Raw genomic sequence first — 21,793 nt, forward strand, 5'->3', positions numbered from 1 at the left:
TTCAAGGTACGAAAGTGAAAGGAGGAAAAATGAGCGTTCAGTTGCTAGATAAAACTAGAAAAATCAATAAGCTTCTGCATAACAGCAGCTCAAGCAAGGTAGTGTTTAACGACATTTGCCAGGTGCTCATGGAAACCTTAAGTTCCAATATCCTGGTACTCAGTAAGAAAGGTAAGGTTCTGGGAGTCAGTATCTGCCCGGGTGTGGATGAGATCACAGAGCTGATCGATGACAAAATCGGCGGACATATCGACCCGTTATTGAATGAGAGATTTCTTGGTGTTCTTTCCACAAAGGAGAATGTCAATCTCCAGACACTTGGCTTTGAGCATGTACCCGGAAATTATCAGGGAATCGTGAATCCGATCGATATTGCAGGTGAGAGACTGGGAACGTTATTCATGTACCGCAATGATCATCCCTATGATATTGAGGATATTATCGTCAGCGAGTATGGTACAACAGTTGTTGGTCTGGAAATGATGCGTGCGGTTCATGACGAGAACGCAGAAGAAGACAGAAAACAGCAGATTGTCAAATCGGCATTCAGTACACTGTCCTTCTCAGAACTTGAGGCGATCATCCATATCTTTGATGAGTTGGATGGGGATGAGGGTATCCTGGTTGCCAGCAAGATCGCTGACCGTGTAGGTATCACCAGATCCGTGATCGTAAATGCACTGCGTAAATTCGAGAGTGCAGGTGTGATCGAATCCCGTTCATCCGGTATGAAGGGAACTTACATTAAAGTTCTTAATGAAGTGATCTTTGATGAGCTTGAGGAGATAAAAGCACAGAGAAGCAAGAAGGCATAATGTGATCAGCACTGTCAGATGCCTGATATAGGATAAAGAACGTGACAAAAGAGACTGCCCGTTATCACGGGAGTCTCTTTTTTGTCTGTTTTATAAAATGAAAATAAATAATGAAATTAAGAAAACAAGAGAAAACAAGAGTATAAAAGAGATAAAGTCAGAATAATATAGAAAAACCATGTCTTAAAAGGGTTGCGAAAATATGCGAAATTCACTAATATAGCCATAGTGATTAGCACTCGTATAAAGTGAGTGCTAGCAGACGAAGATGGAACTTATAAAGGAGGAACATAGATCATGAAGTTAGTACCTTTAGGCGACAGAGTAGTATTAAAACAGGTTGAAGCAGAAGAGACAACAGCATCCGGAATCGTGCTTCCGGGACAGGCACAGGAGAAACCACAGCAGGCAGAGGTTATTGCAGTTGGACCTGGCGGAGTTGTAAACGGAAAAGAAGTAAAAATGGAAGTAGAAGTCGGAAATACTGTTATCTATTCCAAATATGCAGGAACAGAAGTAAAGATGGATGGAACGGATTATATTATTGTAAAGCAGGAAGATATCCTGGCAATCATTAAATAATATAAACATCTTATCGTATATCAATATAAATAGGAGGTCATTTTATCATGGCAAAAGAGATCAAATACGGCGCAGAAGCAAGAGCAGCACTTGAAGCTGGTGTAAATAAACTTGCAGATACAGTAAGAGTAACACTTGGACCGAAAGGAAGAAATGTAGTACTTGACAAATCTTTCGGTGCTCCGCTTATCACAAACGATGGTGTTTCCATTGCAAAAGAGATCGAGCTTGAGGACGGATTCGAGAATATGGGCGCTCAGATCATCAAAGAGGTTGCATCCAAGACAAACGATGTAGCTGGTGATGGTACTACAACAGCGACTGTACTTGCACAGGCAATGGTACATGAGGGAATGAAGAACCTGGCAGCAGGAGCGAACCCGATCATCCTCAGAAAAGGAATGAAAAAAGCAACGGATGTTGCAGTAGAAGCAATCAAGAACATGAGCCAGGCAATCAACGGAAAAGCTCAGATCGCTAATGTAGCCGCAATCTCTGCAAGTGATGAGCAGGTTGGACAGCTGGTTGCAGACGCTATGGAGAAGGTTTCCAAGGATGGTGTTATCACTGTTGAGGAGTCCAAGACCATGCATACAGAGCTTGACCTTGTTGAAGGTATGCAGTTTGACCGTGGATATATTTCCGCATACATGTCTACAGATATGGAGAAGATGGAGGCAACTCTTGATGATCCGTATATTCTGATCACAGATAAGAAGATCAGCAACATCCAGGAGATCCTTCCGCTTCTTGAGCAGGTTGTTCAGGCTGGTGCAAAGCTTCTCATCATTGCAGAAGATGTTGAGGGTGAGGCTCTCACAACCCTGATCGTTAACAAACTGAGAGGAACCTTCCAGGTAGTAGCTGTTAAAGCACCTGGCTATGGTGACAGAAGAAAAGAGATGCTTCAGGATATTGCGATCCTGACAGGCGGACAGGTGATCTCTGACGAGCTCGGTCTTGATCTGAAGGAAGCTAAAATGGAGCAGCTCGGACGTGCAAAATCCGTTAAGGTTGCAAAAGAGAATACAGTTATCGTTGACGGCCTTGGCGATAAAGATGCCATCGCAAAACGTGTTGCTCAGATCCGTGCGCAGATCGAGGAGACAAAATCCGAGTTTGATAAAGAAAAACTTCAGGAAAGACTTGCAAAACTGGCAGGCGGCGTAGCTGTTATCCGTGTAGGTGCTGCTACTGAGACAGAGATGAAAGAAGCAAAGCTTCGTCTTGAGGATGCTCTTGCAGCAACAAGAGCAGCTGTTGAGGAAGGTATCATCGCAGGCGGCGGATCTGCTTACATCCATGCTTCCAAAGAGGTTGCAAAACTTGCAGCAACACTTGAGGGAGATGAGAAGACAGGTGCTTATGTGATCCTGAAAGCCCTTGAGGCTCCGTTGTTCCACATTGCTGCAAACGCAGGACTGGAAGGCGCTGTTATCATCAACAAGGTAAGAGAGTCTGAGGTAGGTACAGGCTTTGATGCTCTGAATGAGAAATATGTAAACATGGTTGAGAATGGAATCCTTGATCCTGCAAAGGTTACAAGAAGTGCACTTCAGAACGCAACAAGTGTTGCATCTACACTTCTTACAACAGAGGCTGTAGTTTCTACGATCAAAGAGGATACTCCTGCTCCGGCACCAAACCCGGGAATGGGAATGATGTAATTTCAAGCAGGCAGGTAAATAATTTACAAAATGAGAGGGCCTGCGTCATGGACGCGGCTCTCTTTTTGTGCTATAATCAAAAGAAATCAGTAAATTACGAAAGGAAGAAGCAAATGAGTGACTTATATTCAGAACTTCTGGTAAAGAAGAAACAGACAGGGAAGGATCTTGCTATAAAATACGGTCTTATTGCACTGACCGTGATCATGGTTCTGGGAGGTCTGGTGCTGAATGCACTTCTTCTGGTTCCGGCTATCGCTCTTGGTGTTGCATGCTATTTTGTAATTCCGAAAACAGACCTGGAATATGAATATCTGTTTGTTAACGGGGAACTGGATATTGATATGATCATGTCCAAGTCAAAGAGGAAAAGAGTAAAATCACTTCAGCTTGCGGAGGCTGATCTTGTGGCACCTCTGAAATCCCACAGAATGGATTATTACAACGGAAATCAGAAGATGAAAACCGTAGACTTTTCCTCAGGTATTGAGGATCATAAGCGCTATGCCATGATCGTAAGAGACAGCGGAGAAACCTGCAAGGTGATCCTGGAGCTGGATGATGAACTTGCCAATACCATGAAAAATTCTGCACCGAGTAAAGTTTTTTTGGATTGACATGAATCTTGTTTTTTGTTACACTAGTTCACAAATTTAAAATATCTTACACAAAGGGAGGAAATGCAATGGGTACTATTATTGGTGAAGGCATTACGTTTGATGATGTCCTGCTGGTTCCGGCTTATTCTAAAGTAATTCCGAATCAGGTTGATGTTTCAACGTATTTAACCAAGAAAGTAAAGCTGAATATCCCCATGATGAGTGCGGGAATGGACACAGTTACAGAGCACAGAATGGCAATTGCTATGGCCAGACAGGGTGGTATCGGTATCATTCACAAGAATATGTCCATTGAGGCACAGGCAGAAGAGGTTGACAAAGTTAAACGTTCTGAGAACGGTGTTATCACCGATCCATTTTATCTTTCAGCAGAGCATACACTGAAGGATGCCAATGACCTGATGGCGAAATACCGTATTTCCGGTGTTCCGATCACAGAAGGCAGAAAACTGGTAGGTATTATCACAAACCGTGATCTTAAATTTGAGACAGATTTCAGCAGAAAGATCAAGGAGTGCATGACTTCAGAAGGACTGATCACAGCTAAGGAAGGAATCACACTTGAGGATGCCAAGAAGATCCTTGCGAAATCCCGTAAGGAGAAATTACCCATTGTAGATGATGACTTTAATTTAAAAGGACTTATTACCATCAAGGATATCGAGAAACAGATCAAGTATCCGCTTGCAGCCAAGGATGCACAGGGAAGACTTCTCTGTGGTGCTGCGGTTGGCATCACAGCAAATGTGCTTGCACGTGTTGATGCGCTTGTGAAAGCTAATGTAGATGTGATCGTAATTGATTCTGCACATGGTCATTCAGAAAACATTCTAAAAGCAGTCCGCGAGATCAAGGCAACATATCCGGAGCTTCAGGTAATCGCAGGTAATGTTGCAACAGGCGAAGCTACCAAGGCTCTGATCGAGGCTGGAGTAGATGCAGTCAAGGTTGGTATCGGACCGGGATCTATCTGTACAACACGTGTTGTTGCAGGTATTGGTGTTCCGCAGGTTACTGCAGTTATGGATTGTTATGAAGTGGCTAACAGCTACGGAATTCCGATCATTGCAGACGGTGGTATCAAATATTCCGGAGATATCACCAAGGCCATCGCAGCAGGTGCCAATGTCTGCATGATGGGAAGCATGTTCGCAGGATGCGATGAGAGTCCGGGAACATTCGAGCTTTATCAGGGCAGAAAATATAAAGTATATCGTGGAATGGGATCTATCGCAGCTATGGAGAATGGCAGCAAGGATCGTTATTTCCAGGAGAATGCAAAGAAGCTTGTGCCGGAGGGTGTTGAGGGCCGTGTTGCGTATAAAGGACATGTTGAGGATACCGTATTCCAGCTGATCGGTGGTTTAAGATCCGGTATGGGTTACTGTGGAGCAGAAAATATTGAGAAGCTTAAGACAACAGGCAGATTCATCAAGATTTCAGCTGCATCTCTTAAAGAGTCACATCCACATGACATCCACATCACAAAAGAGGCTCCAAACTACAGTGTAGATGAATAATAAAGGAAAAAAAGGTAAGACCGGTAAAAAGTCACCCAGGCCGTCCCATAGCGGGCGGCCTGTTTCCGTAAAGAAAACTTCCTCCGGGTCTTCCAGAAGAAAAAAGAAGTCTTTGAGAAAAAAGAACCCGATCAAGATCCTGCAGAGGATTGTGCTGATATGTATCATTGTGATCGTTGCTTTTGCTGCGTGTGCGTTAGGATACGCATTTTTTGAGATGCGCATGGAACAGAGTGAAACTCAGTCCGGACAGGAAGAAATATCCGGGAATGCCAGCGGAAATGGCGGACCGGAACAATGGCAGGCAGAAGGAGCACCTTTTATTGATGTGGAGCTTCTGACACCGAATTCCTATTCCAGACCACAGATTTCTATGGAACAGGTAAATTATATAGCCATTCATTATACGGCCAATCCGGGATCTACTGCCGTATCCAACCGGAATTATTTTGAAAATCTTGCGACAACGCAGGACAACAAAGTCAGCAGTCATTTTGTGATAGGGTTGGAGGGAGAAGTGGTACAATGTATCCCTACTTCGGAAATATCCTATGCCACAAATTCCAGAAATGTAGATACCATATCCATTGAATGCTGCCATCCGGATGAAACAGGGCAGTTTAATACAGCAACCTATGATTCGGCGGTAAAGCTGACAGCGTGGCTTTGTACACGCTTTGGACTGACTTCGGATCAGGTGATCCGTCATTATGATGTCACAGGTAAAGACTGTCCGAAGTATTATGTGGAAAATCCCGATGCATGGATCCAGATGAAATCAGACATTGCAGCACAGATCCAGACAGATTATGCATTACAGGGGAAATAAAGTGTTATTGTTTATTTTGTGAGCAACAAGAAGTCTGGAAAAATAATTTCTGAAAATAGGGGCTTGAAAATTAAGAAGAAGTATTGTAGTATAACAGCAGAAGCTGCATGACTGGCGGAAAGTAGGATTACCTACAGGGAGTGCAGTGAAGTGAGAAGCCGACCGCCTGGGCAGCCTGATAAGGGGTGTCCAGGCGGTTTTTTGTTACCGTTCATATCCTGGGGTAAACCCCGGGCCTTACATTAGACAAGGAGGACTGTGAAAAATGACGACATTTTCACTTGAAAAAGAACTGAAAGAAAATTCCTATCCGGGAAGAGGAATTGTGATCGGACGTTCCGCTGACGGGAAACATGCAGTTACTGCATATTTTATTATGGGAAGAAGCGAGAACAGCAGAAACCGTATTTTTGTTGAGGATGGGGAAGGAATCCGTACACAGGCTTTTGATCCATCCAAGCTTACAGACCCGAGCCTGATCATTTATGCACCGGTACGTGTCCTTGGAAATAAGACCATCGTAACAAACGGTGATCAGACAGATACGATCTATGAGGGAATGGACAGACAGCTCACCTTTGAACAGTCTCTCCGCAGCAGAGAGTTTGAGCCGGATGCGCCGAACTATACACCTCGTATTTCAGGCGTTCTTCATGTTGAAAACGGTAAATTCAATTATGCGATGTCTATTTTAAAGAGCAATAACGGAAATCCGGATTCCTGTCTTCGTTATACATTCGCCTATGAGAATGCGGCGGCAGGACAGGGACGTTTTATCCATACTTATAAATGCGATGGAAATCCACTTCCAAGTTTCGAGGGAGAGCCGAAGCTGGTAGAGATCCCAAACGATATTGATGAGTTTACGGATCTCCTCTGGAAGAGCCTGAACCAGGATAATAAAGTTTCTCTCTTTGTTCGTTTTATTGACATTGAGACAGGAAATTATGAATCCAGGATCGTAAACAAGAATAAATAAGAAAATAGGGATATCACAGAGAACGGAGGAGCTTTTTCATGAAAGAATTACAGTTAAAATACGGATGTAACCCAAATCAGAAACCATCAAAGATCTATATGGCAGATGGAAGTGAGCTTCCGATCCAGGTACTCTCCGGAAGACCAGGATACATCAACTTCCTGGATGCCTTTAATGGCTGGCAGCTGGTACGTGACCTTAAGAAAGCAACCGGACTTCCGGCAGCAACTTCATTTAAGCATGTATCTCCGGCAGGTGCTTCCATCGGACTTCCGCTGAATGAGACACTGGCAAAGATCTACTGGGTAAATGATATGGACTGGAAGAATTTTTCCCCGCTTGCATGTGCGTATGCAAGAGCAAGAGGTGCAGATCGTATGTCATCATTTGGTGATTTTATTTCTCTTTCTGATGTCTGTGATAAAGATACCGCAATGCTGATCAAGAGAGAGGTTTCTGATGGTGTGATCGCACCAGGATATACAGAGGAGGCTCTTGAAATTCTGAAGCAGAAGAAAAAAGGCAATTACAATGTGATTCAGATCGATGAAAACTATGTTCCGGAACTTTTGGAGCACAAACAGGTATTTGGAGTCACCTTTGAGCAGGGCCGTCAGGAGCTGGCAATTGATGATGCGCTGATCTCCAATATTGTAACAGAGAATAAAGATCTTACGGAAGAAGCCAAGAGAGATATGAAGGTTTCTCTGATCATCCTGAAATATACACAGTCCAATTCTGTATGCTTTGTTAAGGACGGACAGGCTATCGGCGTTGGTGCAGGACAGCAGTCTCGTGTACATTGTACACGCCTTGCAGGCCAGAAAGCAGATAACTGGTATCTCCGTCAGTGCCCGAAGGTACTGGAGCTTCCGTTTAAAGACACGATCACACGTGCGGAGAGAGATAATGCCATTGATGTTTACATTGGTGAGGAATATATGGATGTCCTTGCAGATGGTGCATGGGAAAAGACATTCACAGAGAAGCCGGAAGTGTTCACAAAAGAAGAGAAGAGAGCATGGCTGGATGGTCTTACCGGCGTGACACTGGGATCCGATGCATTCTTCCCGTTCAGTGATAATATCGAGCGCGCATATAAGAGCGGTGTAAAATATATTGCAGAGCCGGGTGGATCTGTACGTGATGACGCAGTTATCGATACATGTAATAAGTATGGAATGGTGATGGCATTTACAGGAATCCGCCTTTTCCACCACTAAAAGATGCAGGCCTTGGCCATGATATGCAGCTGAAATAAAAGATAAAAATATAAAGTCCCGAATCTGGATTTCTGGAAAAAAGAGATCAGACTCGGGACTTTTTGATCGAAAAAGGATAGTTTTAAAAATAAAAAAAGAACTCTGAAAAACTCAGAGTTCTGAAGAGCGATAGACGGGGCTCGAACCCGCGGTCTCGACCTTGGCAAGGTCGCGCGTTACCAACTACGCCACTATCGCATATGCTTTATCGCTTCAAGTATTTCCCTCAGCGACAAGACATATATTAGCATAAATTTTATATTCTGTCAAATGTTTTTTGGAATTTTTTTGAAATTATATACAACATATAAAGTTTATTCCAGACATCTGAAATAGAACTTGTATATGACAATATTTCGGTGGTTTATGAGTTATTGTCTAAGTGGTAATAGCGCAAAACATGATCCGGATAGTATTGGTCACCATAGTCCCATGGACCGGCAGGATCATGAAGGGGATCATCTTCATCACGTTGTGTGTTGCCGCTTGCCATCTGAGCAAAGGCCTGAGCACTTTGGGCCGTCCACACAGTCTGACCGTTTTCTTCCAGATAAGCAAAATAGGAATCGGCTCCGAAATTGTATGCCTGCAGAGCCAGACGGATTTTGGAAAGATCAGTCGGACCGGTACAGCCGGCTTTATCCAGAGCATATTTCAGTTCCTGGATGCCACAGGAAATAGAGTAAGAAGGATCTGTGATACCATTGGGCTGCTGCGGATATCTGGTGTTGTAGGCTCCTTCTGAGGACTGCATGGGATCGGTACCCTGTCCGGAGCTTTCCTGCATCATCACAGCCAGGATCAGGTCTACATAGTCGGACATATCATATTGTGCTGCTTCGCTGGAAACCTCATCGCGATAAGCTTCACAGGCTGCATTGATCTGATGGGCTTCCTCCTGCCTGCCGGAAAATTTGGAAAAACGCAGAAGGATACAGCCCACGATCAGCAGAAAAAGACATGTCAGAAAGATCTTCTGCCTTCGCACCTGCTGTACACGGAGTCTGTGGCGCTGTTTTTTAGTAAGGGTTGGTTTCTTGTGTTTTATATTCATATAAGTATTGTATCCGTTACGGATAGATTTGACCAGTTAAAAAATATGATCTTTTTGTTAAAAATTTCTGAAGACTGTCCTGTGAAATTGCAAAATATGATCTGATATGCTATGATAGTCGGGACAAACCGTAGAATGCCGGAAGAAAGGAGGCAAGATTTCATGCGAAAAAAGCTTCTGGCAGTTATTTTATGTGCTTCTATGCTTTTCCCTGCATCCGTATCAGCAGAGGTACTGGGATATGAAGCAACACTGGATACATATACAAAGGAGAAAAAAACACCTCAGCAGTTTCAGATCGATGATGGGGCGGGAAATACAGTAAATGTTTTGGCGAAGAGTGATACGCTTTATGTTACAGCGAAAAATACGGAAATCCGGTCCAATCCGGGAGACAGTGGTACAGAGCTGCGTTCTGTGATCCTGGGAACGAAACTTGAAAGAGTTGCAGTCTGTGACAATGGCTGGAGCAAGGTGACCTTCCAAAAGAAAGGTGAGGACAAGATCATCGGTTATGTTTCGGACAGCGTGCTCAGTGATACGGAGATCGTAAATAAATTTACGGATACAGTTACAGCGGCACAGGACAGTGATATCCTGGATTATCCCGGCAAGAAGGACGGAGAGGTTGTAGGAGAGGTCCTTCAGGATGATGAACTGAAAAGAACAGGTACGGTAGATGCTATCTGGAGTAGGATCGTTTACACAGATGACAGTGGTTCCGATCACGTCGGCTATATTCCGACCAGCTGTCTGGAAGGTTATCAGGCTACGGAAGTGGCCAAGGCAGAGCAGGAAAAGAATACAAAAGCAGGATCCCTTACCAAGAGTTCCGGGGAGGGCGTTTTTGCGGATGCGGTGGATGGTGTAACTTCCACAGGTGGTTCCGGAAGTACCGCAGCTGGCGTACAGATCGGAACGCCGGTATCAGTATCTTCTGACGCGACATTGAAACCACTGGGAACATTCCGGATCACGCATTATTGTCCGTGCAGCATCTGCTGCGGACCATGGGCGAATGGAATTACTTCCACAGGAGTAACGGCCACTACCAACCGTACGATCGCAGTGGATCCGAGTCAGATCCCATACGGTTCCAAAGTAGTGATCAATGGACAGGTTTATGTTGCAGAGGACTGCGGAGGAGCGATCCGGACCAATTGCATTGATGTATATGTGGCAACACACTCCGAAGCAGAGCAGAAGGGCGTGTTTTATACAGAAGTTTATTTGCTTCAGTGATCAGAAAAAGACTGCTGTAGATTCCACAAGGGATTTGCAGCAGTTTTGTATAAAAAAACTCTGACCAGCAGAGGCTATTCTGCGATCAGAGTAAAAAAATAATGCCCAGAGCCGGAATCGAACCAGCGACACGAGGATTTTCAGTCCTCTGCTCTACCAACTGAGCTATCTGGGCATGTCTCTTTCGAGTACTTTGTTACTTTAACACATTTATGTAGAGAATGCAAGGAAAAAATAAAAAAAGCAGATGTTTTTCTGAAAAATCTGATTTTCAAAAAAACATCTGCAATATTATGGCTACAGATTTATCTGGCAGCGAGATAGATTTTTTCCATATCTTTCATGTTCAGCTGTTTGAACACACCGATGGTACGGGTGTCTTCAAAGCTGCATTTAAACGCCAGATCATGGATCTCCTTTTCTGTAAGATCAAGACCAAGCTCATGAAGGCTGGTAGGCATCTGGATGGAGCGGAAATAATCTTCCATGGCTTCTATGCCGGCAAGTGCAGTTTTGTTGAAGTCGGTACTGCAGGGAATGTCAAAGATATTGACTGCAAACTGGGCAAAGCGTTCCGGATTTGCATCATAAACGTAACGTGCCCAGCTTCCCCACAAAGCGGCAAGACCGGCTCCGTGAGCCACATCGTAGGTGCCGCCCAGTTCATGCTCCAGCTGGTGACAGGCCCAGTCACCACCGCCGGTTCCGCAGCCGGTAAGTCCATTGTGGGAAAGACTGCCGGCCCACATGATCTCTGCCCGTGCAGTATAATTATCCGCCTCCTTCATCAGGATCCGGGAGTTATAGATCACGGTCTGCATCAGAGATTCGCTGATACTGTCGGTGATCTCCATGGTTTCGATATTTACAAAGTACCGTTCCATAGTATGCATCAGGATATCCACACAGCCGCTTTCGGTCTGATATTGCGGCAGGGTATAGGTGAGGCGGGGATTTAAAATAGCAAAACGTGGGCGGCACAGATCGTTGCGGGCACTACTCCGTTTCAGCCAGCCCTCTTCATTGGTGATCACACAGGATCCGCTCATTTCACTTCCGGAAGCTGCGATCGTCAGGATAACGCCTACAGGAAGACAGGCTTTTGGGGTTTCGGTGCGGAGAAAAAAGTTCCATACATCTGTATCCGGATTGGCAAGTCCATAGCCGATGGCCTTGCAGGAATCAATAACGCTGCCACCGCCAACAGCCAAAAGAAAATCAACCTGTTCTTTGCGGCAAAGCTCAATACCCTCACGTACCTTGGAGAGACGGGGATTGGGAACCACACCGCCAAGAGTGACATAGGAAATTCCAGCTTCATCCAGAGAAGATCGGATCTCATCGATCAGACCGGAGCTTACTGCACTGTGGCTGCCATAATGAATCAGTACTTTGCTGCAGTTCTGCTTTTTTAGAACAGTGCCGATCTTAAGGTGTGTATCTTTTCCGAAAATAACCCGGGTAGAGGTAAAATATTCAAAATTTCTCATAGAGATTAGGCTCCTTTTTATGATTCATGATCTATTGATAAATATAAGGAATCCGTTTCCTTACAGGTCAAGCAGATATTTATGATCCCGCAGGGGTATCATCTTGATTCATTTAATTGGCTTAAAGTCGTTATAATAATAGCATAGAAGAGAAACAGACGCAAATAAAAGCCATTGAAAAAAAGGTGTAATTTTGGGGGAATGTGGTATAATGACTTCTGTGAAGGAAAAGTGACCTGATCACAGAAACAGACCAATGCGAAGCGTATATTATAGAACAGATCCAAACGAAGAAGAAAGCAGGTGTCTGGAATGGAGAATATCATTATCATAGGAGCAGGTCCGGCCGGGATCTCGGCAGCACTTTATGCGGCAAGAGGAAATATGGATCCGCTGATCATAAATACAGGGATCGGTTCACTGGAAAAAGCGGAGAAGATTGAGAACTATTACGGACTGGAGCAGCCGCTGTCCGGCAGAGAGCTTTTCGAAAGAGGTCTTGCCCAGGCAAGAGCACTTGGAGTACGGATCCTGGATGCCCAGGTTGTGGGAATGGGTGGTTTTGATACTTTTGAGGTGAAAACTACCGCAGGAGATTTTGAGGCACGCAGCGTGATCCTGGCAACCGGAAGCAGGAGAGCTTCTGCCAGGATTCCGGGAGTAAAGGAATTTGAGGGAAAAGGTGTCAGCTACTGCGCAGTATGTGACGCATTTTTTTACAGAGGAAAAGAAGTGGCAGTGCTTGGAAACAGTGATTTTGCTCTTCATGAAGCAGAAGAACTTTCTCATACCGCTTCCCGTGTGACGATCTTTACAGATGGAAAGAAACCGGAATTTTCAAGAGAAAATCCGCTTCCGGTTAACACCATGAAGATCCAGGCGATCGAAGGGGATGAGCGTGTTTCCGGCATCCGCCTGAAAAGTGATGTGTCCATGCAGGAAGCAGGTACCGGAGCAGATTCTTTTGTGCCGGCAGATGGAGTCTTTGTAGCACTTGGTACAGCCGGAAGCTCGGAGATGGCACGCCAGATCGGAGCGGAACTGAATGAAAAAGGAAATATCCGGGTCAATGAAGAGATGGAGACTACAGTTCCGGGACTGTATGCAGCAGGTGATTGCACCGGTGGACTTCTCCAGGTGGCAAAAGCTGTTCATGACGGTGCCCAGGCAGGACTTTCCGCCTGTCAGTATGTGCGGAAGCTTCTGAAGGCGTAAGCATAAGCTGATACTAAAAATAAATACAGGATCAAGGAGGAATTTTATCATGGCAAAAGTTTTTACAACAGACAATTTTGAAACTGAGGTATTAAAGGCAGAAAAGCCGGTACTGGTAGATTTTTGGGCAACCTGGTGCGGACCATGCAGACGTCAGGCTCCGGTCGTGGAAGAGCTTGCAGAAGCCGGATATGAGGTTGGCAAGGTTGACGTAGACAAAGAGCCATCACTGGCACAGCAGTACAAGATCATGAGTATCCCCACACTGCTGGTATTCAAAGAAGGAAAAGAGACTGCACGTTTTGTGGGACTGACATCAAAGACAGAGCTTGAGGCAGCGCTTCAGTAACCAAAACAGAAAACAGAAAAAACAGATACAGCTCTGGGAACCGAAACGGTTTCCGGAGCATTGTTGGTTTACTGAAAATTTTAGACAAGGGTTAATAAAAATATGGATGAGAAAATAATAAAAAAGAATGCAGTGCCTGTGATCGCGGCAATGATCACAGCGCTGGCCCTTTCTTTTACGGGCCTTCCAATGGATGGAAATACTTCTGCAAAAAAAGTGAGCGATATTTATAATGGATTGGGATGCACGAGCTTGCTTGCATGGATCCTGCTTCTTATTTTATACGTGAAAGGATGGGAGGGCTACCGGAAATACAGAAACTGGCAGGCACATGTTTTGGCAGTGATCTTTTCGGCGGGAATGCTTCTTGGAACTTCTTATTTTACAAATGAAAACTGGGATTTTCTGTTTGGCGCAAAGAAACAGATCCTGATCTCAGCCGGATGCTTTATAGGATTTTATATTATCTGTGATATGGGAATCACTTATTTCTGGAGGATTCCTGAGATGGAGTTTTTCCGAAAGGCCTGCGGGCGTATTCCGGCCAGAGAGGAAGAAGTAATGTGGTTCCGCCTGGCAAAGATATCTATGATCATTGGATGGACACCGTTTATCCTGGCATTTCTCCCAGGTTCGATCCCGGCAGATGGATTTCGGCAGCTGGATGTATTTTTGGGAGCTATGCCGCTGGACAATCATCATCCATGGGTCCTGACGATGATCATGGGTGGACTGCTGACACTTGGAAAAACTATCTGGTGTTATAATTTTGGAGTATTTCTGATCATCATTGTGTTTACTTCTGTGGAAATCTGGTGTTACAGTGCGGTAGTCCGCTATCTGTACAGATGGAAGGCTCCAAAATGGATACTTTTTGGTACTGTTCTGCTGTTTGCATTTGTTCCCATATTTGGAAGCTATGCGCAGGCAGTGATCAAAGATGGATTATATACGGCAGTCATTACTTTGTATTTTGCAGTGTATATAGATATTTGTCATTCCTTTTCCAAGAGAAAGGCAGTATATTTATTTCTTCTGGGAATCAGTGTTTGTCTTACCCGAAATAATGGCATTCATCTGATCCTGCCTTCTTTGATCCTTTTGTTTTTCTTCCTGGTAAAGGGCGCGAGGAAATATGCATTTATTGTGGCTGTCTGTGTTTTTGCCTGTTATCTGGGCGTAGAAAAGGGGGCAGCACCTGCCCTTGGCGTGGCACCTGGATCCCGATGTGAAATGCTTTCGGTACCGTTTCAGCAGACTGCCCGATATCTGAGAGAATATCCGGATGATGTAACCGCAAGTGAGAAGAAAGCGATAAACAGGATTCTGGATTATGATGTTCTTGCCGAGAAGTATAATCCGGAACTGTCGGATCCTGTGAAAAACACATTCAGATTCAGAGATAATGACGAGGATCCTAAATTGGATGGATACATGAACGATTATTTTAAAGCCTGGTTTGCCATGTTCCGTCGTCATCCGAGAGTATATGTCCAGGCGACATTGAATAACACCTACAGCTATAATGATCCGTTCCATATGGGAAGAGGACAGCAGGGCGTGTACCGGTTTTACATAGATAAACTGTATCAGAAAAAATCCGGGATCGATGTCAGCTATGTGGGCCCAAAAAAGATTCAGTATCTATTCAGGCTTTATGATGAATTATGGATGCGTGCACCTGGGCTGGGACTTATCTTAAGTGCAGGAACGTATACCTGGCTTACTCTGTTGCTGATGGGGTATCTTCTGGTGAAGAAACAATGGAAAAAACTCCTGATCTTTGCCATACCGGTGCTGAATATACTGATATGTCTTGTTTCTCCGGTAAATGGACTGATCCGTTATATGTGGCCGGTAATGCCTATTATGCCGATGCTGTTCTGGTGGATCCTGCAGCCGGCACCTAAAACATCTTCAAATTAAAAAGTATTCATCATTTCATAAAGACGTCTTTTATCCAGAATGCGGATCGATCCCCGTGAGATCTGGATAGAGCCGTCTTTATTCATTTTTTTAAGGCTGCGGCTGACAGCTTCTCTGGCACTTCCGATGGAGCGGGCGATGGCTTCCTGTGTGAGAGCGAGCTCATCGGAACCGGTATCTGCAGCTTCATCCAGAAGAAAGGCTGCGATTCTCTGAGTCAGGGTCATAAAAAATGTCCGTTCGATTCCTGCGATCACATCTGAGAAATGTTCAGTTGTCCGTTTGTAGATGAAATTTTCCAGATAGATATTGTTTTTCATCAGCCGGGAAAAAGGAACTGCCGGAAGCAGAAGCAGATCACAGTCTGTTTCTGCATCGATCTGTACATCAAATGTAATGGCAGAAAGCATGCAGGAGGCGGAAAGAGTGCAGATGTCACTGTTCCTTAAACGGTACAGGGTAGCCTCTTTTCCCTGAGCGGACAGTAGATAAACACGGAGAACTCCCTTCAGAAGAAAAAGAGTTCCCAGGCACTGGCGCTCTTCAGACTGTATGGCAGCACCTGCCGGGTAATGAAGCTCGCGAATGTTATCAAGAAGAAAATTCCGATCTTCTTCCGTCATATGTTCCCAGAAGGGAAACGCCTGAAAATAATTCAGACAGCTGTTTCGATCCATAAAAAGATTACTCCTTCATAAAAATATATAGTACTCATTTTAACGCTGTTTGGATGGAAATACAACAAAAACGGTATTTTTGCGGCAGGAGGGAAATCCCTGTTTGTTACTGTTCACTCCGTTCTCAGCAACACGCTTCGCGATGCACAGAATTTATGCTGATCGCATAAATTCGCGCGGTATGTCTCGGGTTTTCTGTGACCTTCGCTCACAAAAAACACCTCGCGGAATATTACCAGTGAACAGTAACCCCTGTTTTTCTATTTACATCCGGTGGCGGGAACGTTATAATCATAAAGCGAAAAGGATCAACAGAGAAATAATGAAAACTGCCGGGGAAAGAAATTATCCGACAGAAGTTAGGAGAATATAAAATTTGAAAATCTTACTTGCAGCATGCAATGCAAAATATATCCATTCCAATCTTGCGGTATATAACCTGAAATCCTGTTCCGGAGAATACAGCTCCAGGGTTGTGGTCAAAGAGTATACGATCAATCAGATCAGGGATGACATTTTAAAAGATATTTATCTGGAGCAGCCGGATGTGATCTGCTTTTCCTGCTATATCTGGAATATTTCCTTTGTCAGGGAGCTGGTGCCGGATCTTAAGAAAATCCTTCCACAGGTGGAGTTCTGGGCAGGAGGCCCGGAGGTATCCTACGATGCGGTGGAATTTCTGAAAAAGAATCCTGCGTTTTTTGGAGTAATGGTGGGAGAAGGAGAGGAAACCTTCCATGAACTGGCAGGTTATTATATAGAAAGAAAACCGGAAACTTTGAGCGGGATCTGCGGAGTGGCTTTTCGTGATGAAAACAAAGGCAGGGATATTGTACACACGGGCTGGCGGGAATTGATGGATTTAAGTAAAGTTCCGTTTGCATACAGCAATCTTACAGAGTTTAAAAACCGCATTATTTATTATGAGAGCAGCAGGGGATGCCCCTTTTCCTGCAGCTACTGCCTTTCTTCCATAGATAAGAAGCTTCGGTTCCGTGATATTGAGCTTGTAAAAAAGGAATTGCAGTTTTTTATTGATAATAAAGTTCCTCAGGTCAAATTTGTGGATCGTACCTTCAACTGCAAGCATGACCATGCCATGGAGATCTGGAGGTATATTACGGAGAATGATAACGGGATCACCAATTTTCATTTTGAGATTTCAGCAGATCTTCTCCGTGCGGAGGAGCTGGCGCTGATGAAAACCATGCGTCCGGGACTGATCCAGCTGGAGATTGGTGTACAGTCCACCAATCCTCAGACCATCAAAGCCATTCGGAGAACCATGGATTTTGAAAAGCTGAAAGGGATTGTAGAGCAGATCCACAGCTTTGGAAATATCCACCAGCATCTGGATCTGATCGCAGGACTTCCCTATGAGGGATACGACAGCTTCCACAAGTCCTTCTGCGATGTTTGCGCACTGCGTCCGGAACAGTTTCAGCTTGGTTTTCTGAAAGTGCTGAAGGGATCATACATGATGGAAATGACAGGGGAATATCAGATTCTTTACAAGGATCGGGAACCCTATGAGGTACTTTCCACAGCCTGGCTGACCTACGGGGAGATTTTAAGGCTGAAAATGGTGGAAAGTATGGTGGAAGTGTATTATAATAGTGGGCAGTTCAAAAATACCCTTGTATTTCTGGAGAAGTATTTTGACGATCCTTTCCGGATGTATGAGGCACTTGGCAGATTTTATGAGAAAAAAGGATACTCGGAGATCTCTCATTCCAGGATGAGGCGCTATGAGATTCTTATGGAGTTTGCCGGAGAACAGAAAGAGATCCCGTCGGAAGCACTTTCCGATGTAATGCTCCTGGATCTTTATCTTCGAGAGAATTTAAAGAGCAGGCCATCCTTTGCTTCAGACCAGAAGCCGTATGAGCGGCTGATCTGGGATTACCGGAAAGCGAAAAAAATCCCGAAAACCGCCCATATCGAGGTGTTCCGGGACGGAAAGAAGCTTCTTTTTGATTATACAGACAGGGATCCTTTGACCAACAATGCGCAATTAACGGATATTACAGATGAGGTGAATGATAATTATGGGAATGTTTGATCCGAAAAAAAGAAAAGTGATCACAGCGATCATCGCAGTTATTCTGGTACTGGCAATGGTAGTTCCGACTGTGCTTTCGCTTATCATTTATTAAGGCGGCAGTTATGAAACTTGGAAAAAAAGCACTGGAGGCGCTTCAGGCAGAGATAGACGGACGGCTTATGCCGGGAGACGAGCTGATCGTGGCAGGCCCTGTGGCAGCAGAAGGAACTGCATGGATCACAAAGAATTATCATGACAGGCTGCGGGAGTTTTTTGCAGAACGGTTTCTCGAGGATGCTGTAAAGCTTCCTGAGGTTTACGGAACAGGAACAGAGAATGATAAAATTTGGAAAATGGCGGAAGAATCCGGAGCCAGTGCCCGATATCGGATGGGAGAAGGCGGCTTTCTTGCTGCCCTCTGGAAAATGGCGGAGGCATCCGGAGTAGGTCTTAGTGCAGATCTTCGAAGTGTGCCCATCCGACAGGAAACCATAGAGATCTGTGAGATCCTTGATGTGAATCCGTACAAGCTGCTTTCCGGCGGAAGTATTCTTATGGGAATCCATGGCGGTGATGCGTTTGTGCAGCAGTTGCGGCGAGAGGGAATCATGGCAGCAGTGATCGGGCAGACCGATTCCGGAAATAACAGGCTTCTTTACAGCGGCGGAAATGCCAGATATCTGGAACGCCCGGCAGAAGATGAGACCAAAAAGCTTGGCTTTTTGATCTCATGAGCAAGCAGCGAAGCGGATTGCGAATGCATATTTTGTATATTTAATGCTATGTAGAAAAGAGGAAAAAAATAAATGGGAGTTTTGAACATTGTGCTCCATGAGCCGGAAATTCCGGCAAATACAGGAAATATCGGAAGAACCTGTGTGGCAACAGGAACCAGGCTGCATCTGATCGAACCGCTTGGTTTTCGCCTGAATGAAAAGGCCATCAAGCGTGCAGGTATGGATTATTGGGAACATCTGGATGTGACCAGATATCTGGACTATGAGGATTTTCTCAAAAAGAATCCGGGAGCAAAGATTTATTACGCAACCACCAAGGCACCTCAGACTTATACAGATGTGCAGTATGAGGATGACTGTTTCATTATGTTTGGCAAGGAGAGTGCGGGAATCCCGGAGGATATCCTGGTAAACAATCAGGAAACCTGCGTGCGGATCCCGATGATCGGAGATATCCGTTCCCTGAATTTAAGCAATTCAGTTGCCATTGTGCTTTATGAGGCGCTGCGACAACATAATTTTACGCATATGAATCTGGAAGGCCATCTGAGAAATTACGACTGGAAATAAGCCTGCAAAGAGTAAATAAAAACCTCTGATCCGGAAATACTGTAGGAGATATTGAGAGATATTTCTTTTACAGCCTTCCGGATCAGAGGTTTTTTGATGTTTTATTTTGCTTTTTCCAGTGTAAAGATAAATTCTGTTCCAACACCTACGGTGCTGATCACATTGATATTCTGCTTATGAGCGTTGATGATCTCTTTTACAATGGCAAGGCCAAGCCCGGTACCCTTGCGGTCTTTTCCACGGGAGACATCGATCTTATAGAAACGGTCCCAGATCCTGGAAAGACTTTCCTTTGGAATTCCGCTTCCATGGTCTTTGACTGAGACAAAAACCTTGCCATGATTGACTGTGGTTTCCAGTGTGATAGAAGAATTGTCGCTGCTGAATTTTGCTGCATTGTCCAATAAATTGTATAGTACCTGCTGGATCTGTTCCATATCTGCACGGACAAAAAGCTCTTTTCCCGCAAGGAGGAGCTCCAGACGGATGTTTCGTTCCGAACAGGTTCCCTCAAAGGTGGCGGCTGTGGTACGGATCGTTTCATTGATATCAAAACGCCGCATATGCATCATACGCTTTTTGACATCCAGTTCGTTTAAGGTAAGGAGACTTCGGGTAAGCTTCTCCAGACGGGTGGATTCAAAAGCAATGACTTTCAGATAACGTTCCTGCATTTCCGGTGGGATGGTACCGTCCAGCATGGCTTCCACATAGCCTTTGATGGAGGTCAGAGGCGAGCGGAAATCATGGGACACATTGGAAATGAACTGTCGTTGATACTCTCCGTTTTTGTTCAGCTTGTCTGCCATGTAATTCAGGGAGTGGGAAAGATATCCCATCTCATCTTCAGAATCTACGGGGATCGTGTAGGTAAGATTTCCGTTGGCAAATTCCAGGGCACCCTTTAAGATTTCTTTCAGAGGTTTGTGGACCCTGTAAAAATAGATCAGGAGAAAACTGAAAAACAGTGCATAGATCACAATAAAGATCAGGATCATAACCTCTACGATATTGCTGCGGCTTTCGTAGAGGTTTTTCATAGGGTAGTGGATCACCAGATAACCAGTCACCAGATCCGTATCTTTTATGGGAACGACTGTGCTTAGTTGTGTGGTTTTTAATGTCCCGTAAAACGTACCGGAGGAATAGCAGGTATCTTCGTAATCTTCCGGTCGGAAGTTCCTGACGGTGATATCACCGGAATCGGAGGACTGCTGGTTTGTGTTTATCAGAACGTTCCCATATGTATCCATAACCCAGAAATCTGCATTTTGAAAGGATGCTGCAGAGGAAAGAGCCAGGGTGAGGGATTCGTTTTTGGGGCTTTTTACAGCCTGACGAAGTTCATTTTTGGAAACCAGCTGGCTGGCAGTGCGGTAAAGGGACTCTCCGGTAGAGCGCTCCAGCCTTTTTTCTACCAGGTAGGAGCCACCGGAGGAAAGCAGCAGAAAGCAGATTCCGCCCAGCATAAAGTACAGGATCAGCAGTTTAGTATAAAGATGCTGTTTCATGAATCCTTTACCTCAAATTTGTAGCCGATCCCCCAGACTGTGGAAAGAGCCCAGTTTGGATTATCCTTGATCTTTTCACGGAGACGTTTGATGTGAACGTCTACGGTTCTGGTATCGCCAATGTATTCATAGCCCCAGATGTGATCCAGAAGCTGTTCTCTTGTGAAAACCTGATTGGGAGAAGCTGCCAGGAAATAGAGAAGCTCAAGCTCCTTTGGCGGCATATCGATCTGGTGTCCCATATAAGTTACAGAATAGTTGGTCAGGTTGATCACCAGATCCGGATAGGAAACACATTTTTCCTTTGGCGCGGCAGACGGAGATTTTACATGAAATCTGCGCAGTACCGCACGGACACGTGCCACCAGCTCTTTGGAGTCAAAAGGCTTGATGATGTAATCATCCGCTCCAAGTTCCAGTCCCAGGACTTTGTCAAAGGTTTCTCCCTTGGCGGAAAGCATAATGATCGGTACATCGGAGGTGTGACGGATCTCACGGCATACCTGGTATCCGTCAATGCCCGGAAGCATGAGATCCAGAAGGATCAGATCCGGGTGAAAAATATGGAACTGCTTCAGGGCTTCCTCGCCGTCATTTACGATCTTAGTCTCAAAGCATTCTTTTGTGAGATAGAGAGCAACCAGCTCTGCAATGTTGTTGTCATCGTCAACAATGAGGATTTTCTGTTTTGTAGCCATGGCTTC

20 protein-coding genes, 2 tRNA genes and 1 riboswitch are annotated in these 21,793 nt (G+C 44.8%); of the genes, 15 read left to right on the plus strand and 7 right to left on the minus strand.

Features of this window, described 5'->3' with window-relative positions; all coding sequences use genetic code 11:
- The first annotated feature begins 29 nt into the window (after positions 1–29).
- From codY to V9W66_RS15750, 8 genes are all read left to right on the plus strand, one after another.
- Positions 30–815, plus strand: a complete 786-nt coding sequence (gene codY / locus V9W66_RS15715; RefSeq protein ID WP_015524350.1) for a GTP-sensing pleiotropic transcriptional regulator CodY — start codon at positions 30–32, stop codon at positions 813–815.
- Positions 816–1,112: 297 nt separating this feature from the next.
- Positions 1,113–1,397 (plus strand): co-chaperone GroES, encoded by a 285-nt coding sequence (gene groES, locus V9W66_RS15720; protein WP_015524351.1) that lies wholly within the window; start codon positions 1,113–1,115, stop codon positions 1,395–1,397.
- A 47-nt stretch (positions 1,398–1,444) separates the two neighbouring features.
- On the plus strand, positions 1,445–3,064 hold the full coding sequence (gene groL, locus V9W66_RS15725; protein ID WP_022426640.1) for a chaperonin GroEL: 1,620 nt from the start codon (positions 1,445–1,447) through the stop codon (positions 3,062–3,064).
- A gap of 113 nt (positions 3,065–3,177) precedes the next feature.
- A complete protein-coding gene (locus V9W66_RS15730) occupies positions 3,178–3,681 on the plus strand; it encodes a DUF6106 family protein (RefSeq protein ID WP_144093870.1) in 504 nt (167 codons plus the stop codon).
- Positions 3,682–3,749: 68 nt separating this feature from the next.
- Positions 3,750–5,204, plus strand: a complete 1,455-nt coding sequence (gene guaB, locus V9W66_RS15735; RefSeq protein WP_015524354.1) for an IMP dehydrogenase — start codon at positions 3,750–3,752, stop codon at positions 5,202–5,204.
- Between the two features lie 112 nt (positions 5,205–5,316).
- Positions 5,317–6,033, plus strand: coding sequence for a peptidoglycan recognition protein family protein (locus tag V9W66_RS15740; RefSeq protein WP_242872606.1), 717 nt, complete (start codon positions 5,317–5,319; stop codon positions 6,031–6,033).
- Between the two features lie 97 nt (positions 6,034–6,130).
- A riboswitch (ZMP/ZTP riboswitch) is annotated at positions 6,131–6,212 on the plus strand.
- Between the two features lie 86 nt (positions 6,213–6,298).
- Positions 6,299–7,012 carry an IMP cyclohydrolase gene (locus tag V9W66_RS15745; RefSeq protein WP_144093869.1) on the plus strand — a complete coding sequence of 238 codons (714 nt, stop codon included), beginning with the start codon at positions 6,299–6,301 and terminating at the stop codon, positions 7,010–7,012.
- A gap of 38 nt (positions 7,013–7,050) precedes the next feature.
- The gene (locus tag V9W66_RS15750; RefSeq protein ID WP_144100405.1) at positions 7,051–8,235 is read left to right on the plus strand and encodes a phosphoribosylaminoimidazolecarboxamide formyltransferase; all 1,185 of its coding nucleotides are present in this window, start codon (positions 7,051–7,053) and stop codon (positions 8,233–8,235) included.
- A gap of 164 nt (positions 8,236–8,399) precedes the next feature.
- On the opposite strand, the gene V9W66_RS15755 is transcribed toward V9W66_RS15750, so the two are convergent.
- Positions 8,400–8,472: transfer RNA gene (locus V9W66_RS15755), tRNA-Gly, on the minus strand.
- Between the two features lie 166 nt (positions 8,473–8,638).
- Entirely contained in the window at positions 8,639–9,328 is a 690-nt protein-coding gene (locus V9W66_RS15760; RefSeq protein WP_144093867.1) for a lysozyme family protein, read from the minus strand.
- 162 nt (positions 9,329–9,490) lie between these two features.
- On the opposite strand from V9W66_RS15760, the gene V9W66_RS15765 reads away from it, so the two are divergent.
- A complete protein-coding gene (locus V9W66_RS15765; RefSeq protein WP_092071426.1) occupies positions 9,491–10,570 on the plus strand; it encodes a 3D domain-containing protein in 1,080 nt (359 codons plus the stop codon).
- Between the two features lie 102 nt (positions 10,571–10,672).
- Here the strand turns inward: V9W66_RS15765 and V9W66_RS15770 are convergent.
- Together V9W66_RS15770 and V9W66_RS15775 are read right to left on the minus strand one after the other, a co-directional pair.
- Positions 10,673–10,745, minus strand: a tRNA-Phe gene (locus V9W66_RS15770).
- A gap of 130 nt (positions 10,746–10,875) precedes the next feature.
- Entirely contained in the window at positions 10,876–12,060 is a 1,185-nt protein-coding gene (locus V9W66_RS15775; RefSeq protein ID WP_144093866.1) for an iron-containing alcohol dehydrogenase, read from the minus strand.
- A 312-nt stretch (positions 12,061–12,372) separates the two neighbouring features.
- On the opposite strand from V9W66_RS15775, the gene V9W66_RS15780 reads away from it, so the two are divergent.
- The 3 genes from V9W66_RS15780 to V9W66_RS15790 all read left to right on the plus strand — a co-directional run bounded on the left by V9W66_RS15780 (position 12,373) and on the right by V9W66_RS15790 (position 15,550).
- Positions 12,373–13,275: an NAD(P)/FAD-dependent oxidoreductase gene (locus V9W66_RS15780; protein WP_144093865.1), complete on the plus strand. Its 903-nt coding sequence runs from the start codon at positions 12,373–12,375 to the stop codon at positions 13,273–13,275.
- A 49-nt stretch (positions 13,276–13,324) separates the two neighbouring features.
- A complete protein-coding gene (gene trxA, locus V9W66_RS15785; RefSeq protein WP_021651804.1) occupies positions 13,325–13,624 on the plus strand; it encodes a thioredoxin in 300 nt (99 codons plus the stop codon).
- Positions 13,625–13,726: 102 nt separating this feature from the next.
- The gene (locus V9W66_RS15790; RefSeq protein WP_144093864.1) at positions 13,727–15,550 is read left to right on the plus strand and encodes a DUF6020 family protein; all 1,824 of its coding nucleotides are present in this window, start codon (positions 13,727–13,729) and stop codon (positions 15,548–15,550) included.
- On the opposite strand, the gene V9W66_RS15795 is transcribed toward V9W66_RS15790, so the two are convergent.
- Positions 15,547–16,227, minus strand: a complete 681-nt coding sequence (locus V9W66_RS15795) for a Crp/Fnr family transcriptional regulator (protein WP_144093863.1) — start codon at positions 16,225–16,227, stop codon at positions 15,547–15,549. The genes V9W66_RS15790 and V9W66_RS15795 overlap by 4 nt on opposite strands.
- A gap of 376 nt (positions 16,228–16,603) precedes the next feature.
- Here V9W66_RS15795 and V9W66_RS15800 point away from each other — a divergent pair, with 376 nt between their 5' ends.
- From V9W66_RS15800 to trmL, 3 genes are all read left to right on the plus strand, one after another.
- Complete coding sequence (locus tag V9W66_RS15800) at positions 16,604–18,289, plus strand: B12-binding domain-containing radical SAM protein (protein WP_144093862.1); 1,686 nt, start codon at positions 16,604–16,606, stop codon at positions 18,287–18,289.
- A 104-nt stretch (positions 18,290–18,393) separates the two neighbouring features.
- Positions 18,394–19,005: an AIR synthase-related protein gene (locus tag V9W66_RS15805; RefSeq protein WP_110103447.1), complete on the plus strand. Its 612-nt coding sequence runs from the start codon at positions 18,394–18,396 to the stop codon at positions 19,003–19,005.
- Between the two features lie 72 nt (positions 19,006–19,077).
- Positions 19,078–19,578, plus strand: a complete 501-nt coding sequence (gene trmL / locus V9W66_RS15810) for a tRNA (uridine(34)/cytosine(34)/5-carboxymethylaminomethyluridine(34)-2'-O)-methyltransferase TrmL (protein WP_015524365.1) — start codon at positions 19,078–19,080, stop codon at positions 19,576–19,578.
- Between the two features lie 101 nt (positions 19,579–19,679).
- On the opposite strand, the gene V9W66_RS15815 is transcribed toward trmL, so the two are convergent.
- The gene (locus V9W66_RS15815; protein ID WP_144093861.1) at positions 19,680–21,089 is read right to left on the minus strand and encodes a sensor histidine kinase; all 1,410 of its coding nucleotides are present in this window, start codon (positions 21,087–21,089) and stop codon (positions 19,680–19,682) included.
- On the minus strand, positions 21,086–21,787 hold the full coding sequence (locus V9W66_RS15820) for a response regulator transcription factor (protein WP_015524367.1): 702 nt from the start codon (positions 21,785–21,787) through the stop codon (positions 21,086–21,088). The genes V9W66_RS15815 and V9W66_RS15820 overlap by 4 nt, the downstream gene beginning before the upstream one ends.
- Positions 21,788–21,793: the final 6 nt, after the last annotated feature.

It is taken from the genome of Blautia massiliensis (ex Durand et al. 2017) (assembly GCF_051861785.1).
Classification (GTDB): domain Bacteria; phylum Bacillota; class Clostridia; order Lachnospirales; family Lachnospiraceae; genus Blautia_A; species Blautia_A luti_A.

Bases quoted from the DNA above. Each gene is read 5' to 3' on its own strand.
- codY (WP_015524350.1), top strand. From the start codon at position 30: ATGAGCGTTCAGTTGCTAGATAAAACTAGAAAAATCAATAAGCTTCTG.
- groES (WP_015524351.1), top strand. From the start codon at position 1,113: ATGAAGTTAGTACCTTTAGGCGACAGAGTAGTATTAAAACAGGTTGAA.
- groL (WP_022426640.1), top strand. From the start codon at position 1,445: ATGGCAAAAGAGATCAAATACGGCGCAGAAGCAAGAGCAGCACTTGAA.
- V9W66_RS15730 (WP_144093870.1), top strand. From the start codon at position 3,178: ATGAGTGACTTATATTCAGAACTTCTGGTAAAGAAGAAACAGACAGGG.
- guaB (WP_015524354.1), top strand. From the start codon at position 3,750: ATGGGTACTATTATTGGTGAAGGCATTACGTTTGATGATGTCCTGCTG.
- V9W66_RS15745 (WP_144093869.1), top strand. From the start codon at position 6,299: ATGACGACATTTTCACTTGAAAAAGAACTGAAAGAAAATTCCTATCCG.
- V9W66_RS15750 (WP_144100405.1), top strand. From the start codon at position 7,051: ATGAAAGAATTACAGTTAAAATACGGATGTAACCCAAATCAGAAACCA.
- V9W66_RS15760 (WP_144093867.1), bottom strand. From the start codon at position 9,328: ATGAATATAAAACACAAGAAACCAACCCTTACTAAAAAACAGCGCCAC.
- V9W66_RS15765 (WP_092071426.1), top strand. From the start codon at position 9,491: ATGCGAAAAAAGCTTCTGGCAGTTATTTTATGTGCTTCTATGCTTTTC.
- V9W66_RS15775 (WP_144093866.1), bottom strand. From the start codon at position 12,060: ATGAGAAATTTTGAATATTTTACCTCTACCCGGGTTATTTTCGGAAAA.
- V9W66_RS15780 (WP_144093865.1), top strand. From the start codon at position 12,373: ATGGAGAATATCATTATCATAGGAGCAGGTCCGGCCGGGATCTCGGCA.
- trxA (WP_021651804.1), top strand. From the start codon at position 13,325: ATGGCAAAAGTTTTTACAACAGACAATTTTGAAACTGAGGTATTAAAG.
- V9W66_RS15790 (WP_144093864.1), top strand. From the start codon at position 13,727: ATGGATGAGAAAATAATAAAAAAGAATGCAGTGCCTGTGATCGCGGCA.
- V9W66_RS15795 (WP_144093863.1), bottom strand. From the start codon at position 16,227: ATGGATCGAAACAGCTGTCTGAATTATTTTCAGGCGTTTCCCTTCTGG.
- V9W66_RS15805 (WP_110103447.1), top strand. From the start codon at position 18,394: ATGAAACTTGGAAAAAAAGCACTGGAGGCGCTTCAGGCAGAGATAGAC.
- trmL (WP_015524365.1), top strand. From the start codon at position 19,078: ATGGGAGTTTTGAACATTGTGCTCCATGAGCCGGAAATTCCGGCAAAT.
- V9W66_RS15815 (WP_144093861.1), bottom strand. From the start codon at position 21,089: ATGAAACAGCATCTTTATACTAAACTGCTGATCCTGTACTTTATGCTG.
- V9W66_RS15820 (WP_015524367.1), bottom strand. From the start codon at position 21,787: ATGGCTACAAAACAGAAAATCCTCATTGTTGACGATGACAACAACATT.